Below are 17,872 nucleotides of genomic sequence, written 5' to 3'. Positions count from 1 at the left end.
CGGGGGTGGGCGATGGCGACGCGTTCCAGGGGCACCACCGGGTTACTCACCGTCGCGGCGGCAGGGACGTGGCTGCTCGTCGTCAACGTCCTCGGGTCCGGTCAGGGCCCCATCTGGCGGCACGGCCCGATCTGGATGCTCGGCGCGCTGGTCGGCGTCTCCTTCCTCACGGCCGGGATCGTGGCCTGGCGGGAGCATCCGCGTAACCAGGTCGGCCCGCTCATGGTGGCGGTCGGGGTCGCCTGGCTTCCGCAGCAGCTGCTCTTCCGTCCCGCGAACGCGCTGTGGGCGGTGGCGTTGTGCGGCATGTGGGCGGCGGCCGCCTGCCACCTGTTCCTCGCCTTCCCCACCGGCAGGCTGCGCTTCGTGTCCTACCGGGTGGTGACCGGGCTGGCGTACGTGGCGGCTCTCCTGCTGCCCTCGGCCCAGGCCGTCACCTACCTTCCGCTGCCCGTACCGCTGCGGACGTTCGCCGCCGCACTCGACGACTTCTCCTGGCAGGTGACCCTCCTCATCTCCGGCGCGGTGCTCGCTCTCACGGTCAAGCGCTGGCAGCAGGCGAGCGTGGCGCAGCGGCGCGCGGTCGCGCCCGTCACCGGCGCGTCGATGCTGGCCACGCTCGCCTTCGCGGTGGACCGCATGTCCGGCCTCTTCGGCCCCAACCCCCTGCAGGTCCCGCTCGCGCTCGTCATGCTGGGGGCGTTCATGGCGGTCCCGCTGGCGTACCTGGCCGGACTCATGCGCAGCCGGATGGACCACGGCCGCGTGGCCGACCTCGTGGTACGGCTGAGCAGGCGCGAACGGCCGCACAGCCTGCGTGACGAGCTGGCCGCCACCCTGCGGGACCCGGGGCTGGCCGTCGGCTATTGGACGGCCGAGCAGGACCGCTACGTGGACGCCGACGGCCGCCCGGTCGACCTGGAGCCGGGGCCGGGCCGGGTCGTCACCCGCGTCGACCAGGGCGAGGCGCCGCTCGCCGTACTCGTGCACGACGCCGCCCTCCTCGAACAGCCCCAGCTCGTCGAGGCCGCGTGCGCCGCCGCCGGGCTCGCCCTGGAGAACGAGCGGCTCACCGCGGACCTGCGGGCCCAGCTGCGGCAGCTCGCGGCCTCGCGGCGGCGGATGTTGCAGTGGGGCGAGGCCGAGCGCCGCAGGATCGAACGCGACCTGCACGACGGCGTCCAGCAGCGGCTGCTGTCGGCGGCGATGACGCTCGGGCTGGCGGAGGCCGGCACCGATCCGGGGCGGGCCGTACCGCTCATCGGCGAGGCCAAGACGGCGGTGCTGGCCGCGCTCGACGACCTGCGTGCGGTCAGCCACGGCATCCACCCGCCGGTGCTGACGGAGCGCGGCCTGGCGGGCGCGGTCAAGGAGCTGGCCGCGGTCGCGCCCACGGCCGTCACCTGCGATCTGGCGCTGGACCAGCCGCTGCCGCAGTCCGTGGAGAGCGCGGCCTACTACATCGTCAACGAGGCCCTGGCCAACGTGACCAGGCACGCCGCCGCGTCGAAGGCGTGGGTGCGGCTCGCCCACGACGGCCGTCGCCTCTGGGTCGAGGTGGGCGACGACGGCGTCGGCGGGGCCGATCCCGCGCGCGGCTCGGGGCTCGCCGGGCTCGCCGACCGCGCCGAGGCCAACGGCGGCAAGCTCACGATCGACAGCCCACCGGGGAAGGGAACCGTGCTGAAGGTGATCCTGCCGTGCGCGTAGCCATCTGCGAGGACTCGATCCTGTTCCGCGAGGGCCTGGCCCGGCTGCTCGCCGAGTCGGGGTTCGAGGTGGCGGCGTGCGTCGACTACGCCGAGGACCTCCTCGCCCATGTGGAGAAGGACCCGCCCGACGTGGCCGTGCTCGACATCCGGCTGCCGCCCACGCACACCGACGAGGGGCTGCGGGCGGCCGTCGCGCTGCGGGAGCGCCACCCGGCGGTGGGGGTGCTCGTGCTGTCGCAGTACGTACGGGTGAGCTACGCGGTCGAGCTGCTCGGCGGCCGCACCGAGGGCGTGGGCTACCTGCTCAAGGACCGGGTGTCCGACCTGGCCGAGTTCGCCGCGGCCATCCGGCGGGTGGGATCGGGCGGGTCCGCGCTGGACCCGGTCGTCGTCGAGCAACTGGTCGGCCGCCACCGGCAGCCCGGCGACCCGCTGGGCCTGCTCACCGAGCGTGAGCGCGCGGTGCTGCGGCTGATGGCCGAGGGGCGGACGAACATGGCGATCGCCGAGCGGCTGGCCATCGCCGAACGCACCGTGGAGAAGCACTGCACCAGCATCTTCGCCAAGCTCGGTCTGGAGGCGAGCGCCCACGACCACCGGCGGGTGCTCGCGGTGCTGCGCTACCTGAACGCATGAGGAGGTGCGGGTAACCGTACCTCTCCGTGAGTGCCACCCGGGTTCCCTTTCCGGGCCCGGTCGCGAAGGATCGGATCGACTGAAAGGAGCGTATTCATGACGGCGGTGAGTCCTGGGGTGCAGCGGCTGCTCGCGGACTCCGGGGAGACACGCACGTGGGTGACCCCCCGGACGGACCTGGTCATGGCCTTGCTCGGCGTCTGGTTCGGCGTGGGGCTGATGATCGACGCTTGGGCGCACAGCAACCTGGCCGGGCTGGAGACGTTCTTCACGCCCTGGCACGCGGCGTTCTACTCGGGATTCGCGGCGGTGTCGGCGTGGATCATCTGGCAGGTCTACCGCAACGTGCGCGCGGGCCGGAGCGGCGTGGCCGCGGTGCCGAACGGGTACCTGGCGGGGCTGGTCGCCATCCCGGCGTTCGCCGCGTTCGGGTTCGCCGACATGATGTGGCACACGTTCCTGGGCATCGAGCAGACCATCGACATCCTGTTCAGCCCCTCCCACCTGGGGTTGATCGTGACGATGATGCTCATCATCACGACCCCGCTCCGCTCGGCCTGGACCGCCCCGGACCTCGGGGACCGGCCCCGGCTGTCGCGGCTGCTGCCCGCGCTGATCGGGCTCGGCTTCGGCGCCACGCTGGTGTCGCTGTTCCTGTCGTACGCCGACGCCATGGAGTGGGGCGCGGAGGGCGTGGTCCGGGCCTTCTCCACCATGGAGGACGGCATGACCTCCCGCCTGGCCGCGTCGATGGTCATCACGAACGTCATCCTGCTCGCTCCGGTGCTGTTCCTCCTGCGACGGTGGCAGCTCCCGTTCGGCAGCGTGACCGTGCTGTCCGTGGTCGGCGTGCTCATGCCGGGCGCGCAGACGGCCTTCCGCAACCTGCCGATCCTGCTGGCGTTCGTCGTCGCGGGGGTGGTGGGCGACCTGCTGATCCGGTGGCTGCGTCCCTCGCGGGAGCGCCGGGGCGCCTACTGGGCCTTCGCCGGTCTGTCGGCGTTCGCCACGTGGTCCCTTTACATCGCGGTCGCCTCCGCGGTCACCGGGCGGCTGCCCGCCATTCCCGAACTGTGGACGGGCTCGCCCATCGTGGCCGGTCTCATCGGTCTCGCCCTCGGTGCCCTGTTCCTCCCGAACGCGATGCCCGCGGAGGCCGGCGGGTCCGGCGACCGGCGGGCATGACCCGGCTCCTCTGCCTGGTCGCCCTGCTGCTGGTGGCGCTGGCGCCACCAGCGGCGGCACACGTCGTCAAGGCGGGGGCGGACCTGCGGATCGCGCAGACGATCGCGGGCTCCGAACTGACCCTGGTGATCAAGGCCACGACCCGGGTGCCGGGGCCGCTGCGCGTCGAGGCGATCGGCTTCCCGACCGCCCCCGAGCTGGACCTGCGGCTCCGCTCCGTCGCCGACGGGCGCGTCGTGCGGGGCACGGTGGCGCCGGGCCGCCCCGCCCAGCTGGGGGTCGAGGAGACCGGTCCGCACGAGCTGACCGTCAGCGCCGGGGGCGAGAGCGCGGTGATCCCGTTCCGGGTCCTGGTGGACCGCGGGTCGGGGTGGGAGTTCCTGATCTACGGCGGCCTGTTCGTGGCCGCCCTGCTCCTGGTGGGCGGCCTGCTCACCGGGGCGTTCAACCGGCGCGGCCGTCCGGCGTTCGTGGTGACCGCGGTGGCCGCCGCGGGAGTCGCGGTGGCCGCGCTGATCGTGATCCTCGAGCCGTGGCTGCCCGCCGCCGCGCCGGACGGCGCCGAGCCGCGTCCCACGGATTCCGCGGTCGGCCGGCCGTACGTGCAGCGGGTGCTCTCCACCGTCCCCGCCCGCCCCGCCGCGGGCGAGGAGTTCGTGGCGCGGGTGGAGCTGTTCGACGGCTCCACCGGCCGGCCCGTCGACGACCTCGCCATCCACCACGAGGCCATGGCCCACCTGGTGGTCACCAGCGAGGACGGCCGCTACTTCCGCCACGTCCATCCGCTGCGCACCGCGCCCGGCCGCCTGGAGGTTCGGCTGCGCGCCGACCGTCCCGGACGCTATCTCACCTACGTCGAGCTCGAACGCACCGACTCCGGCGGCCAGCTCCTCACCGGCTCGTTCACGGTCACCGGGTCGGCGACCGCCACGGCTGCCACGTCTGACCCGGCGATCCAGGACGCCAGCACTGCCGGCACGGTCACGGTGACGCCCGCCGTACCGCAGGCGGGACGGCCGGCCACCGTCGAGGTGACCACGAGCGGGACGCCGCGGCCGTGGCTCGGGATGGCGGGTCACCTCATCGTACGCAGCGAGGACGGCCAGTTCCTCGGCCACGTCCACGAGATGGGGACGCCCGGCAGCCGGTTGCGCTTCACCTTCGGCTTCCCCGCGCCAGGCCGCTACCTGGCCTGGACGCAGTACGCCACAGACCGCGGCATCACCACCGTGCCCTTCACCGTGGAGGTCCCCCGATGATGCGGAGCAAGGGCCTGAGGAGCCTGCTGGTGCTCGCCGGGCTCGTGGCGGTGGTGGTGGCCGCGTTCATCGTCGCCCGCACCTCGGACCCGACCCCGGTGAGCACGACGGGCACCCGCTACGCCGTCACCGTCACGGCCGAGCGGAACGCGATCGACGTACGGGTGGACAAGGGCCAGGCCGACACGGTCACCATCGACTCCGTGATGCTCACCATGGGTCACTCGATGCCCGAGGTCACCGCCAGGAGGACCGGCCCCGGCCACTTCGTCGCCGAGGGCGACGACCTGTTCCTCATGACGGGCGCATGGGAGCTGTCGATCCGCCTCACCGGCCCGTCCGGCGAGGAGACCCTCACGCTCAACACCCTCGTCGCCGACTGACCGGGAATTGTCGGTGCCACAAGGCAGGTGGAGCCATGAGCGACGTGCGGACAGGGTGGCTGGCCGTCTTTCGCAGTCGTCGGGCACGGTGGTGCATGGCATGCCTCGCGCACCCACACGGCTCCCCCCAGCCGGCGGGGATATGACCCCCGGCTGGCGGGGATGTTACGGACTTCAGGCGGATGTCCCTAACCTGCCTGTTTCTCCATCTTGAGGCATGGCGCAGCGCTCAGGCACCGCGACCAATCGGAGTTTTAAGATCGGACAGCAAGCCGGCCAGAGTGGGCGAGAGCGAGGCATAGCACGTGATCCGGGTAGTGGTGGTGGACGACGAGGCTCTGGTGCGGTCGGGATTCAGCCTCATCCTCGGCGCGGCTGACGACATCGAGGTCGTCGCGACCGCGAGTGGGGGCGACGCCGTCGAGACCATCCGCCGGGAGCAGCCCGACGTGGTGCTGCTGGACATCCGGATGCCGGACGTCGACGGACTCACCGTTCTGCACCAGCTGCAGATGATGCCGAACGCACCCGTGGTGGCGATGCTGACGACGTTCGACACCGATGAGTACGTTCTGACCGCGCTGCGCTCCGGCGCGGCCGGTTTCCTGCTCAAGGACACCGAGCCGGAGCAGCTCGCCCACCTGGTGCGCACCCTCGCAGCGGGCGGGGTGGTGCTGTCGCCCAAGGCGTCACGGGCCCTGCTGCACACTCACCCCGGCGCCGAGGCGGCTGTCGACGAGGAGGCGGCTCGCGTCCGGCTGCTCACCCCCCGCGAGCGTGACGTCCTGGTCCTGGTGTCGGAGGGGTTGTCGAACGCCGACATCGGGGCGCGTATCCACCTGGGCGCCGGCACGGTCAAAGACCATGTCAGCGCGATCCTCACGAAACTGCGGGTGACGAGCCGGGTACAGGCCGCACTGCTGGCACAGCGGGCCGGGCTGCTCGACGAACGCAAGCAGTCGCAGGCCGGCTGATGAGCCGCGCAGGCGCCCTGTGGGGGCGCGTGCCCGCGCCGGTCGTCGACCTCGCCCTGGTGGCGGTGGCGGCCCTGGACGTGTGGGTGAACACCTGGGAGGAAACCCGCCTCGGCGTCGCGTTCGCCGTGCTCGGCTGCGGTGCGCTGGTCTTCCGGCGCAGATTCCCGTTCACCGTCTTCCTGCTCACCCTGCCGATCATGGTCACGACCGAGGTGGCCGTCGCTCCGCTCTTGGCGCTGTTCACCGTGGCCGAACGCTCCCGCAACCGCCGCTTTCTCGCGGTATGCGGCGCTTTGACCGCCATCGCGGGCAGCATTCCGTGGCCTCCGTCCGACCTCTCCGATGTCGGCCAGACCTTTACGCTGCTCTTCTTCGTCTACAACCTGGCGATCGCCGTCGCCCCGGTCCTGTTCGGCCAGCTCGTCCAGGCGCGACGGGACCTGGCCCGGCGCCTGGAGGAGATCGAGGAGGCCAGGGAACACGAACGTGCCCTGCACGCTCAGGCCGTGGTCGCCAGGGAACGTGCCCAACTGTCTCGGGAGATGCACGACGTGGTCTCCCACCAGGTGAGCCTGATCGCGGTGCAGGCCGGAGCCCTGCAGGTCGCTACCAAGGACGCGGACGCCAAAGAGGCTGCCCGCACGATCCGTTCGCTGAGCGTCACCACGCTCGACGAGCTGCGCACCATGGTCACGCTGCTGCGCGCCTCCGGCGGCAACACCACCGAGCTGACTCCTCAGCCCACCCTGGCCGACCTGCGCAAACTGGTGAAATCAAGCGGCACGCACGCGGAGCTGACGGGTGAGCTGCCGCCCACCGTGAGCACACCCGCGCAACGGGCCGTCTACCGCACGGTCCAGGAGGCGCTGACCAACGTCCGCAAGCACGCCCCCGGCGCGAGGGCCACTGTCGAGCTGTGGCAGGAAGGCGACGGCATCGGAGTGACCGTCACCAACACCCCGCCCACGCGTCCCTCCCTCTCCCTCCCCGGGTCGCAGCAGGGTTTGGTCGGTCTGCGGGAACGGGCCGACATCCTGCACGGCACCCTGGACGCGGGCCCGACCGCGGAGGGTGGCTACCGGGTGCGGCTGCGGATTCCCCTCAGCGCGGACTGACCGACCCCTCATGCCGTTCCGTCTGCTTGCGGCTCACGAGACCACTCGTGGTCCGCGTCCGGACAACGAGAAAGGGGGCTGGCGCCCGTGCTCCGCCCGGCCCTGCACGCTCGTCCAGCTCCCCGTCCTGACCGTGTCCGGTGCCGCATCAGGACAGCGAAGATCCCGGCACCAGGCTGACGGCCCTGGTTTCTCGCCTCCCCCCGGGCGGACGACGGGAGCTTGACGAGGCGTCCCAGGCGGCCGTGATTCACCATGCCGTGGTGTCGCGCACGTCGGCATGGCCACGCCTGGGCAGCGGCCGTACCCTCCCGGTGCCCCTTCATGAGGGTGCGTGCTGAGTCCTCGGTCGGCTGACCAGCGTGGATCTCGCCTGCGGGCTCACCGATGCCTGTGGCCTCCGTCAGCGGCCAGACGGAGACCGCACACGGCCGATATGCGACTCAGCGACATCGGCCACGCCCTCCTCACCGGCATCGGTCTGTCATGCCCCCAGCCTGGAAGCCCGTCCGCCCCACGCCCACCCGGCAACTGTCGGGTCCACCCTCGCCGAGTGGCTGAAGAAGATCGTCGTCCGGTCGCACAGGACCGGCCGGGGACGGGACTCCGCCGGTCGGCAGGGCGGTACCCGCCGATCGGCGGGGGCGTTACCGAAGCCTGCCGGATGGTCCGCCCCTGACGTCCACGCGAGATTCTCCATATGACACAGACACAGCCGCCGCAGGAGACACCGGCTCTGCAGGAGAACTCGCCTCCGCAGCCCCGAACCCCGCCCGAGTCCGCCGTGCCGGCCTTGCCCGGTCCCTCGATGGGACGCCTCGTCGGGGTGGACCTGGCCCGCGCGCTGGCCGTGTTCGGCATGTACGTCGTGCACATCGGCCCCCCGCTGTCGGCCACGGACGGCGTCGCCAGCTGGATCCGGTACCTGTCGGACGGTCACTCATCGGTCCTGTTCGCCACCCTCGCCGGGTTCTCCCTGATGCTGATCGCCGGCCGCCGGGAGCCGAAGACCGGCCTGGCCGGTCGGCAGGCGAAGGCCAGGATCGCGATCCGGGCCGTGATCCTGCTGGCGCTGGGCACGTCGATGGCGATGGTTTACGGGGGAGTGATCATCCTCAACTTCTACGGCGTCTTCTTCCTCCTCGCCCTGCCCCTGGTGCGACTGCGCGCCAGGACCCTCGCGATCATCGCGGCCGCCCTCGCCCTCGTCACACCGCAGCTGGCGTTCATCCTGAACCCGCTGCTGGGCGAGTCGGTCCAGCAGGGCATCAACGCCTACGACCCGCTCCACCGGCTCAGCGGCGTGGGAGTGCTCGATCTGCTGCTCACCGGCTTCTACCCGGCGCTCACGTGGATGTCGTTCGTGATCGCGGGCATGGCGCTGGGCCGCCTCGACCTGTCCTCCGGCGCTGTCCAGCGTCGCCTGGCCGCGCTCGGTGCCGCCCTCACCGTGACCGCGTACGGCATGTCCTTGCTGCTGGCCGGCAAGGACGCGTTGAGGAGCATGGCGGAAGACGGGTCGTCGTCCAGCGGCTCCGGGTCGATGCCCCTCGACAGCGGGTCGTTCCCCGATATGCCGGCCTCGTCGCTCCTGACGGCCGGGCCGCACAGCGGCACCACGTTCGACATCATCGGCAGCGTCGGAGTCGCGATCCTCGTGATCGTCGGCGCGACGGTGGCGATGGACCGCCTGCCGCGACTGCGCCACCTGGCCAAACCCGTCATCGCCGTGGGCACCATGTCCCTGACCGCCTACGTCGGCCACTTCGTCGCACAGTCCGTGCTGTCCGTGCCCGGCGGGACCGGCACCCAGCAGTCCTGGATGCCGCTGCTCATGTTCATCGGCGGGGCGATCGCGTTCGCCTCCATCTGGTCCCGCTTCTTCCGCCGCGGACCCCTGGAGTACCTGCTCAACGCCGCCACCAAACCGGCGAAGTACATCCGATGAGACCCGGCCGGGGTGGCCCGCCTCCAGCCCCCCGGCCTGGACCGCTCAAGGATCCAGCAAACGCATAGTCCTCGCAGGCTTCCACCCGTAAGCCTGGCTCATCGCCGAAAGGTGCACCGAGGGCCGCCAGTTCGTGCAGCCTGGCTCCGCCCACCACCCGAACTGCTCGCGCCGCCACTGCTTGACCGCATACGGCACCTCAGGGATCTTCATGCCAAGGATGAACGACAGTCCCGCATCTTCGATGGCCTGATTGTTCGCCTCGAGATCATCCCGGCGTCGGCCACGATCGTAACGATGCCGATGTACACGCTGTGGCCGGGCGCTCGCTAGGCATGGCTGCACTACTCTGTGGTACCGTGTAGCAGTACTCGGTGCTACAAGGTACCGGGAGACCGAAGAGGACTCACGATGGACGACCTGACGGAGATGCTGAAGGGCACGCTGGAGGGCTGCGTGCTGGAAATCATCGGCAGCGAGGAGACCTACGGGTACGCCATCACGCGTCGGCTGAACGAACTCGGCTTCGCCGACGTCGTCGAGGGGACGGTTTACACCATCCTGCTGCGGCTGGAGAAGAACGGGCTCGTCCAGGTGACGAAACGACCGTCCGGGCTGGGCCCGCCGCGCAAGTTCTATGCGCTCAACGACGCGGGGCGCAAGGAACTCGGGAGGTTCTGGGCGAAATGGGAGTACGTCTCATCACGGATCGACAAGCTGAAGGAGGGCGGGAGATGAACTTCTGGGAGACCATCACAGGCAGCGATCTCACCAGGGAATGGAAGGCGTTCGAAGTTCGGGCCGCGGCATTGCCGGCCGACTACCGGGCGGCGTGGGAACAGGTCAAGGCTCACCTCTTCCCCTACGGGGACTTCACAGGCCGAAACCTGATGCCGATTCTCGACGGCGCTCTTGGGCTGCTTGAAGAGACAGCGGCCGACGGGCAGAGCATTCACGAGGTGCTGGGTGACGACATCCAGGGCTTCTGCGCGGCGCTGGCCGGCGAAGAAGGGGCTCGCGGCTATCGCGACCGGTGGCGCGAGCAGTTGAACAGGAATGTCGCAAGGAAATTGGGCCGGCTAGGAGGCTGACGTGGGCATCCAAGACATCATCGAGGGCAAGAAGCAGTGGCGGGCGCACATGGCGCGGGTCAAGGCGCTCCCGCGGGACTACCAGATCGTCTACAAGGAGATTCAGAGGTACTTCTTCAAGGTTGGACCGGTCGACTTGTCTGACGGGCCCCTGCTCTCGGGGATCGTCGATTTCTTCGAGGAGGGCGTCGCGGCCGGCAAGGGAGTGCTGGAACTCATCGGCAACGACGTCGCCGCCTTCTGCGACGACCTGGTCAAGGACTCGCGCACCTACGCCGACATCTATCAGGAGTCCATCAGCGGGAAACCCGGCACGGGCGAGAAGTAGCACCCGTCGCCCCGGCCTTTTACCGCTTGATCAGCGCCGGCGCCTGCATCATCGGCGCATGCACGGTGTCGGTCGACCCGGACTCCAGCGCCTCAATCAAAGAACTCCAGCCCTCTCACCGGCGCGGCCCGAATCAGCGAGGCCACCGGCGACCTGCCGGGTGAACCCGCCGAGCGGCGACATCGTCGTCAAGCGTGCGCACGGCGCGCTCACCGCGAAGACCGACGCAACGAGCTGGGCACCGCCGACGGCCCCAGAAAGGCCGAGCAGATCGTCAAGGCGCGCACACCAGCACCGGTGACATGGTGCTCCGCAGTCTCTGCCCGGCGGCTCCGGCGACAGACGAACCCACAAGACAGACGACAGAGACGAGGAACCATGACCAATGCGACATGGACCGGCATGATGCCGGTCGAGGACACGGCGCTGGCCGTGACCGACACCGGCGGCCCCGGTATCCCTGTGGTCTACCTCAACGGCGCCTATGCCGACCAGTCACACTGGCGGCGCGTCATTGCCGGCCTGGGCAGCGGCTACCGGCACATCACCTACGACGAGCGCGCCCGCGGCAGATCGAAGCGCTCGGCGGACTACTCGTTCGAGGCGTGCCTCCGTGACGTCGATGCCGTCCTGGAGGCGAGGGGTGTGGACCGGCCGATCCTGGTGGGATGGTCCTACGGTGGGGTGCTGGGGTGGCACTGGGCCGATCGGAATCCGGACCGCGTCGCCGGTCTGGTCACGGTCGACGCTTTTCCGGTCGGTCTCACCGGCGAGGCCGGTGCGGAGCGGATCCGCAAGCTGTTCCGCCGCATGCGGTTATTCTTCCCGATCGCCGCCCGGCTGGGGCTGGCGGCGCGGATGAGCGCTGAGCAGCACGCCGAGGTCAACATCGAACTCAACGAGATCGCCGCCGCCAGCGTGCCGGTCCTGGAACGCCTGACCCGCCCGGTGCGGTTCGTCCTGGCCACGGGCGACAGCCTCGGAAGCCAGAAAGGGGAGATGGAACAGGGACGGGCCGTGCTCGATCCGGTGCTCGCCCACAACCCGAACGTCAAGATCAGCGCGAAGGTCGCGAGCAACCACAGCAAGATCCTGCGCAACGACTCACCTGCCGTCGCCCAGGCCGTACGCGAGCTCGCCGCCACCCACGGCCACGCGGTCGGCTGATAGAGCCGTGACAGATGGCAGCACGATCGGCCAGGCGAGCTCACTCGCGCGGCGTCCGACGCGGACCGCGACCGGATCATCGAAGTGCTGCGCGCCGCCGTCGCCGACGGCTCGGCTCGACCCGATCGAGGCCTTGCTGCGCCACTTCGACGCCGCCGCTCACAGGAAGGCGCTGACCTGGGTGGCGAACTCCTCCGGATCGACGATCCGCACGCCCAGGCTCTCGGCCTTGGCCCGCTTGGACCCGGCCTTGTCGCCGGCCACCAGCAGCGACGTCTTGGCCGAGACGCTGGAGGACGCCTTGCCGCCCGCGCGCTCGATCAGCTCGTTCATCTGGTTGCGGCTCAGCGCCTCCAGCGCTCCGCTCATCGCGCCGGTCACCACGACGGACATCCCGGCCAGCGGCAGCTCGAACGCGCCGTCGGCCTTCGCGGCACCGGGCTCGGCGGGTGGTGTCCAGCCCGGCTCCGTCATGGTGAAGCCGGCCTTGATCAGCTTGTCGATGAGCGGGGCCAGCTCGATCAGCTCGGTCACCACCACCGGGGCCTTCTCCGAGCCGATGCCCTCGACCGCCTGGATCGCCTCGGCGTCGGCGGCGCGGATGGCCTGCATGCTGCCGAAGTGCCTGGCGATGCGGCGGCTCATGGACCGGCCGGTGCCGCGCACCCCGAGAGCGCAGAAGACCCGGCTGAGCGGCCGGCCCTTGGCCCGATCGATGGCGGCCAGCAGGTTGTCGGTGCTGGTCTCGCCCATACGCTCCAGGCCGAGCAGCTGCTCGCGGGTCAGGAAGAACAGGTCGGCGAAGTCGGCGATGAGGCCCGCGTCGAGCATCTGCTTGATGCGATTCTCGGCCAGGCCTTCGATGTCGAGCTGGTCGCGGCCCGCGGCGTAGACGATGGAGGCGATCGCGCGGCACGCGCGCCCGCGCACGCACCGCCAGCGCTCCTGCGAGCTGTCGATCGCGTCCCCGCACGACGGGCAGGCCGCCGGGATCTCGATCGGCTGCTCCTCACCCGTGCGCAGATGCACGACCGGCGCTTCGACCCTCGGGATGACGTCGCCCGCCTTGTAGACGGTGACGCTGTCGCCGAGCATGAGGCCACGCCGGGCGATGTCGGCGGGATTGTGCAGGGTGGCGTAGGTGACGATGCTGCCGTCGAGCTCGACCGGCTCCAGCACGGCGCGTGGGGCGATGATGCCGGTGCGGCCGGTGTTCCACTCCACGGCGAGCAGTTTGGTGATCTTCTCGGTGGCGGGCAGCTTGTAGGCGATGGCCCAGCGGGGCGCCCGCGAGCTGAACCCGGCCTCGGCCTGGTCGGCCGCCAGATCACACTTGATCACGATGCCGTCGATGCCGAACGGCAGCCCGGCTCGCGCCGCCGCGATCTCTCCCACCCGCTCCTGCACGTGCTCAACGCTGTCGGCCACGATCCCGGCGACCGGCGTGGCGGCGGTGGTCTGAACACCCTGCGCGGCCACCCAGCCCATGATCTGGCTGCGCGGCAGCTCCCGCAGGCGCACTGCCAGTGCGGAGTCGTCGTCAGAAGAGGGCAACGCCCCATAAGCGAAGAATGTCAGCTCGCAGACGTACGGCCTCTCTTGGGCACGGAGCGTGCCCGCAGCGGCGCTGCGCGGGTTGGCGAACGTGGTGCCGTCGTGTGCCTGCCGCTTGGCGCAGGCCTCCTCGAACTGGGAGGCGGTCATCATGACCTCGCCGCGCAGCTCCACCGTGACCGGGTCGGCCAGCCGATCGGGCAGCCCGACGATGGTGCCGATGGCGTGCGAGACGTCCTCGCCGGCGCTGCCGTCGCCGCGCGTGACCAGCTGGGCCAGGCGGCCGTGCCGGTAGCGGGCCGAGATCGCCAGGCCGTCGAGCTTGGGCTCCACGCTCCACGCCGTGACCGGGCGGCCGAGCCGGCGCTCCAGCCCGGCCGCCCAGTCGGCGAGTTGCTCGGCGCCGAACACGTTGTCCAGGCTCAGCATGGGCACGGTGTGCGGCACGTCGCCCACCACGGCCCCGCCTGCCACCTTGCCGGTCGGCGAGGACGGCAGCACCGCCTCGGGATGGGCCTCTTCGTACGCCTGGATGCCCCGCACCAGCCGGTCGTAGGCGTCGTCGTCAAGCGTGGAGGTGCCGTCGGCGTAGTAGGCGGCGGCGGAGTCAACGGCGAGCTGAACGGCCTCGGCGTAGGCCGTGTCATCGGAGAGGATGGTGAAGGGGGGCGTCTCGGTCATGGCACCACCATGCCGGTAGCCACCGACAATTCCGAGACCCAGAACCCTTCCAAACCGGCGATCGGGCCGCGGCGCCTCGGACGCCGGCCCGGCACGGAACGGCGGTCATGGCGGCGCGGCGGCCGCCAGGCTGCCCCGCCCCCGACACCGAGCCCGAAAAAGGGCTCCTCATGCGCACAATGAAGTTCTTCTGGTCTGTGGTGGTGACACGGTGCAGCAGCATGGTGGCAAGTCACCGAAAATCCACACCGAATCCGAGCGAACTGCGCCCTGGGCGTGCGCGGCACCGGCCGCTCCATGAGCCGCCGCATCGCCCGCCACTTCGCCACGATGGACGCCGTCCGCGCCGCCGACGCCGAGGTGATCCAGCAGGTTCGCCGCCCAAGTCGCCGCCCATCTGTAGTGCTCAAAGAGGCTCAGGGGGGTCGCCAACCCCGCCCGCTCTCGTTCCTGCCCGCGTCGCGGCGGTGTCGTGCCGGTGCTGCGGGCCGAGCACGCGCAGCATGTCCAGCGCCTCCGTGCCGCCGGGCGGGGGAGTGAAGATCCGCAGGCGCTGGTCCGCCGCGGGCGTCGCGAGCACCTCGCAGTCGAAGTCGATCCTGCCGAGTTCGGGATGCGTGAGCCGGTACGGGTGGGACCTGCGCACGGCGACCTCGTGCCGGTCCCAGAGCGCCGCGAAGTCGGCGCTGGCCGCGCGGAGCCGTGTGACGAGCGTGCGGGCCGCCGCGTCGTCGCCGCGGCGGGCCACCGCGGCGCGCAGGTCGGCGACCAGCTGCCGGGAGTGCTCCTCGTGCTCCTCCGGTGCGAAATGGCGCCGCACGTCCGGCTCGGTGAACCAGCGCAGCACGATGTTGCGGTCCTCCCGGGCCACCGTGCACACACACCCGAACAACGCCTGCGCCATTTCGTTCTGCGCCAGCAGGTCTCCCAGATCGCTCAGGACCTGGACCGGAACGCTGTCCAGCCGGTCGAGGAGGTACAGCATGCTCGGCCGCAGGTACTCCCCGGCTCTCGCCCCCTCCGGCGGACGGTGCCCGGCGAGCAGGTACAGGTGGTCCCGCTCGTCGATGGTCAGCCGCAGCGCGCGCGCCAGCGCGGCCAGCAGCTGGACCGAGGGCTGCGGGCTCCTGGCCTGCTCGAGCCGCATGTAGTAGTCGGCCGACATCTGGGCGAGCGCCGCGACCTCCTCGCGGCGCAGTCCTGGCGTGCGCCGCCTCGGCCCCTCGACCAGCCCGACGTCGCGTGGCGTGAGCCGTTCTCGGGACCGCCGCAGGAAATCGGCGAGTTCGTCGCGATGCATCCCCATATCGGTAGTGATATCACCATTCGTCAAGCCCATCCTCGGACCGCCGGTCCTAGGTAGATCGCTCCGTTCCTGCGCCATCGAGGGTGATGGCACGGTCGAGGGGTGGCCGTCCGAGGCCATCCGGACGAGGAAGAGCGGTGATGACGCGATGAAGGCGGTGCGGTTCCACGAGTACGGCGGGATCGAGGTCCTGCGGGTGGAGGAGGTGGAGCGTCCGGTGCCCGGCCCCGGGCAGGTGCTGGTCGAGGTCCGCGCGGCCGGGATCCAGCCCGGCGAGGCGATGATCCGGCAGGGTGCGCGGCACGGGCGCTGGCCGGCGACGTTCCCCTCCGGGCAGGGCAGCGATCTGGCCGGCCTCGTGGTGGAGGTCGGCCCGGAGGTGCGCGGTGTCGCGGTGGGCGACGAGGTCCTCGGGTTCACTCACCGGAGGGCGAGCCACGCGGAGTTCGTCGTGGTGGACGATGTGCAGCTGACCCCGCTTCCGGAGGGGCTGTCCTGGGAGGTGGCCGGGTCGTTGTACGTGGCCGGCACGACGGCGTACGCCACCGTGTTCGCGGTCGACCCCGGGCCGGGCGACACGGTCGTCGTGTCCGGTGCGGCGGGCGGCGTCGGGTCCCTTGCCGTGCAGCTCGCGCGGCGGCGCGGCGCCACGGTGATCGGGCTGGCGAGCGAGCGGAACCACGCTTGGTTGCGGGATCGCGGCGTCGTCCCGGTCGCGTACGGGGAGGGTGTGGCCGAGCGGATCCGGCGAGCCTGCGGCGGGAACGTCGACGCGTTCATCGACACGTACGGGGACGGCTACGTGGAGCTGGCCGTGGAGCTGGGTGTGCGGCCCCAGCGGATCGTCACGATCCGCGACTGGCAGGCCGCGGCCAAGGTCGGCGCGCGGACCGACGGAGAAGGCGCCGCGGCGTGCGCGGTGGTGCTCGGGGAGCTGGCCCGGCTCGCCGCGCGCGGGGAGCTCGAGGTGCCCATCGCCCGCACGTACCCGCTGGAGCAGGTGCGGGAGGCGTTCCGCGAGCTCGAACGGCGGCACACCCACGGCAAGATCGTGCTCCGTCCCTAGCCGTATTGGCATGAAATGATCGTTTTATTGCGCCGCCATCGCCACGAACGCCGAGTCGCCGTTCGCGCTCGGGCAGAAGGCGATCTCCCTGCCGGTGACGTCCTGGGCGGCAAGCAGGTGCAGGCCGACGAGACGCTGCAGGGCAAGCTGGAGGCAGGCTTCTTCGGCACCCGGCCGGAGCACCCCGACGGTGCCCCGGCCGGGTGCCGGCGTTGACCGTGCGAGTGACGGCGCTCAGCGTGGTGGCACCGGCGCCGCGACCGGGCTCCCCGTCTCGGCCGCCGCCCGGCGCCGGGCGAGGAGGAACAGCAGCCACGCCACCGCGCTGAGCACGCCACAGGCAAGCAGGGCCGCACGGTAGCCGAGGGCATGGGAGAGGCCGCCGGCGGCGATGCCCGACACAAGCGAGCCGGCCGTCGCGGTGTTGGCGAACAAGGTGGTGGCCCGTCCCGGGGCGGCCGGCAGCAGGTCCTGCATGTGGCTGATGCCCAGCGCGCCCACCACCGCGATGGCCACCCCCCGGGCGATGTGGACCAGCACCAGCGCCACGATCCCGGTGAACGCCGCCACCAGCACGAAGTACGCGATCATGAGCCCCATGCCGATCAGGATCACCCGCTCCCTGCTCCAGCGGCCCGGTAACACCAGCAGAGCGAGCGCCGCGGGGATCTCGGCCGCCGCGCAGACGCTGAACATCCATCCCACAGCACCGGCCGAGCCGTGCAGCGCCTCGGTGACATAGAGCGGCAGCGCCACCGCGCCCGAGAACATCGCGACGTGGAAGAGCGCGAAGCCGGCGATCGACAGCGCGACGGCCGGCGAGGACAGCGGCCGGTCGCCTCCTTCCTCAGCGGGCCGGGGCGGATCCGGCGGGCGGACCTCGACCCCGAGCACGGCCACGACCACCAGGCAGAACCCGCAGGCCGTGGCCGCGAGCACGCCGGAGTAGCCGGGGCCGCCCAGCAGCGCGCCACCCGCCAGGGGGCCGAGCGCCCAGGCGAGCGACCACGCCGAGCGCAGGACGGGCGTGCCGCCGCCCGGCCCGTCGGCGTCGCTCTTGGCCAGGGTGAAGAGCTGGGGGAACACCGCGCTGCCCGCGCCGAGGAACGCCATTCCGATCAGGAGCAGCAGCGGATACGGCGGGGTCAGCAGGAGCAGCAGGTATCCCGTACCGGCCAGCGCCGCGGCCACCACCGCGGGCCACCGGCTGGGACGGCGGTCGTAGCGGCGGCCGAACCAGACGCTGACGGCCATGCCGCTGACCGCTGTGAGCGAGACGAAGACGCCGATCTCAAGTGCCGACAACCGTAGGCGTTCGACACCGAACAGGACGAGGTAGGGCCCGATCATGGATTCTGTTACCCCGAGCAGCAGAACCGCGATCAAGAGAGTGATGAGCCGCCGCCGCAGCCCGGATGCCGGAGTCGATCCCATTCGCAGCGCGCTACCCAGCCGGCTCTGCTC

Annotated in this window: 17 protein-coding genes and 1 pseudogene; 15 read left to right on the top strand and 3 right to left on the bottom strand. The window is 71.1% G+C overall.

The genetic code is table 11. The features are described 5' to 3' along the window. The first annotated feature begins 12 nt into the window (after positions 1-12). The 12 genes from AB0H84_RS38815 (at position 13) to AB0H84_RS38760 (ending at position 11,801) form a co-directional block, all read left to right on the top strand. Positions 13-1,710 (top strand): sensor histidine kinase, encoded by a 1,698-nt coding sequence (locus AB0H84_RS38815; RefSeq protein WP_357616117.1) that lies wholly within the window; start codon positions 13-15, stop codon positions 1,708-1,710. Continuing rightward, the gene (locus AB0H84_RS38810; RefSeq protein WP_357616114.1) at positions 1,701-2,348 is read left to right on the top strand and encodes a response regulator transcription factor; all 648 of its coding nucleotides are present in this window, start codon (positions 1,701-1,703) and stop codon (positions 2,346-2,348) included. The genes AB0H84_RS38815 and AB0H84_RS38810 overlap by 10 nt, the downstream gene beginning before the upstream one ends. Positions 2,349-2,444: 96 nt before the next feature. Continuing rightward, positions 2,445-3,533, top strand: coding sequence for a hypothetical protein (locus AB0H84_RS38805; protein WP_357616111.1), 1,089 nt, complete (start codon positions 2,445-2,447; stop codon positions 3,531-3,533). Then, complete coding sequence (locus AB0H84_RS38800) at positions 3,530-4,792, top strand: hypothetical protein (RefSeq protein ID WP_357616108.1); 1,263 nt, start codon at positions 3,530-3,532, stop codon at positions 4,790-4,792. The genes AB0H84_RS38805 and AB0H84_RS38800 overlap by 4 nt, the downstream gene beginning before the upstream one ends. Beyond that, on the top strand, positions 4,789-5,175 hold the full coding sequence (locus AB0H84_RS38795) for a hypothetical protein (protein ID WP_357616105.1): 387 nt from the start codon (positions 4,789-4,791) through the stop codon (positions 5,173-5,175). The genes AB0H84_RS38800 and AB0H84_RS38795 overlap by 4 nt, the downstream gene beginning before the upstream one ends. Before the next feature lie 305 nt (positions 5,176-5,480). After that, a complete protein-coding gene (locus AB0H84_RS38790; RefSeq protein ID WP_357616102.1) occupies positions 5,481-6,149 on the top strand; it encodes a response regulator transcription factor in 669 nt (222 codons plus the stop codon). After that, positions 6,149-7,267 carry a histidine kinase gene (locus AB0H84_RS38785; protein ID WP_357616099.1) on the top strand — a complete coding sequence of 373 codons (1,119 nt, stop codon included), beginning with the start codon at positions 6,149-6,151 and terminating at the stop codon, positions 7,265-7,267. The genes AB0H84_RS38790 and AB0H84_RS38785 overlap by 1 nt, the downstream gene beginning before the upstream one ends. Positions 7,268-7,967: 700 nt before the next feature. Continuing rightward, on the top strand, positions 7,968-9,215 hold the full coding sequence (locus AB0H84_RS38780; RefSeq protein ID WP_357616095.1) for a DUF418 domain-containing protein: 1,248 nt from the start codon (positions 7,968-7,970) through the stop codon (positions 9,213-9,215). A 411-nt stretch (positions 9,216-9,626) separates the two neighbouring features. Continuing rightward, positions 9,627-9,953 carry a PadR family transcriptional regulator gene (locus AB0H84_RS38775; protein ID WP_357616093.1) on the top strand — a complete coding sequence of 109 codons (327 nt, stop codon included), beginning with the start codon at positions 9,627-9,629 and terminating at the stop codon, positions 9,951-9,953. Beyond that, the gene (locus AB0H84_RS38770; RefSeq protein ID WP_357616090.1) at positions 9,950-10,306 is read left to right on the top strand and encodes a DUF1048 domain-containing protein; all 357 of its coding nucleotides are present in this window, start codon (positions 9,950-9,952) and stop codon (positions 10,304-10,306) included. The genes AB0H84_RS38775 and AB0H84_RS38770 overlap by 4 nt, the downstream gene beginning before the upstream one ends. A gap of 1 nt (position 10,307) precedes the next feature. Next, positions 10,308-10,634 (top strand): DUF1048 domain-containing protein, encoded by a 327-nt coding sequence (locus AB0H84_RS38765; protein ID WP_357616087.1) that lies wholly within the window; start codon positions 10,308-10,310, stop codon positions 10,632-10,634. A 378-nt stretch (positions 10,635-11,012) separates the two neighbouring features. Further along, positions 11,013-11,801 (top strand): alpha/beta hydrolase, encoded by a 789-nt coding sequence (locus AB0H84_RS38760; protein ID WP_357616084.1) that lies wholly within the window; start codon positions 11,013-11,015, stop codon positions 11,799-11,801. Positions 11,802-11,960: 159 nt separating this feature from the next. Here the strand turns inward: AB0H84_RS38760 and ligA are convergent, their stop codons facing one another. Beyond that, positions 11,961-14,036 (bottom strand): NAD-dependent DNA ligase LigA, encoded by a 2,076-nt coding sequence (gene ligA / locus AB0H84_RS38755; protein ID WP_357616081.1) that lies wholly within the window; start codon positions 14,034-14,036, stop codon positions 11,961-11,963. Between the two features lie 276 nt (positions 14,037-14,312). On the opposite strand from ligA, the pseudogene AB0H84_RS38750 reads away from it, so the two are divergent. After that, positions 14,313-14,402, top strand: a pseudogene (locus AB0H84_RS38750) (hypothetical protein); the annotation flags it as partial. Between the two features lie 40 nt (positions 14,403-14,442). Here the strand turns inward: AB0H84_RS38750 and AB0H84_RS38745 are convergent. Then, positions 14,443-15,336 (bottom strand): helix-turn-helix transcriptional regulator, encoded by an 894-nt coding sequence (locus AB0H84_RS38745; protein ID WP_357616078.1) that lies wholly within the window; start codon positions 15,334-15,336, stop codon positions 14,443-14,445. Between the two features lie 154 nt (positions 15,337-15,490). Here AB0H84_RS38745 and AB0H84_RS38740 point away from each other — a divergent pair, with 154 nt between their 5' ends. Beyond that, the gene (locus AB0H84_RS38740) at positions 15,491-16,408 is read left to right on the top strand and encodes an NADP-dependent oxidoreductase (RefSeq protein ID WP_357616075.1); all 918 of its coding nucleotides are present in this window, start codon (positions 15,491-15,493) and stop codon (positions 16,406-16,408) included. 15 nt (positions 16,409-16,423) lie between these two features. Beyond that, positions 16,424-16,624 carry a hypothetical protein gene (locus tag AB0H84_RS38735; RefSeq protein WP_357616072.1) on the top strand — a complete coding sequence of 67 codons (201 nt, stop codon included), beginning with the start codon at positions 16,424-16,426 and terminating at the stop codon, positions 16,622-16,624. 18 nt (positions 16,625-16,642) lie between these two features. Here AB0H84_RS38735 and AB0H84_RS38730 read toward each other — a convergent pair whose 3' ends face one another. Next, entirely contained in the window at positions 16,643-17,842 is a 1,200-nt protein-coding gene (locus AB0H84_RS38730) for an MFS transporter (protein WP_357616069.1), read from the bottom strand. Positions 17,843-17,872: the final 30 nt, after the last annotated feature.

It is taken from the genome of Nonomuraea sp. NPDC050786 (assembly GCF_040654115.1).
Taxonomy (GTDB): Bacteria; Actinomycetota; Actinomycetes; order Streptosporangiales; family Streptosporangiaceae; genus Nonomuraea.
This window is presented reverse-complemented; position numbering and strand designations above follow the sequence as displayed.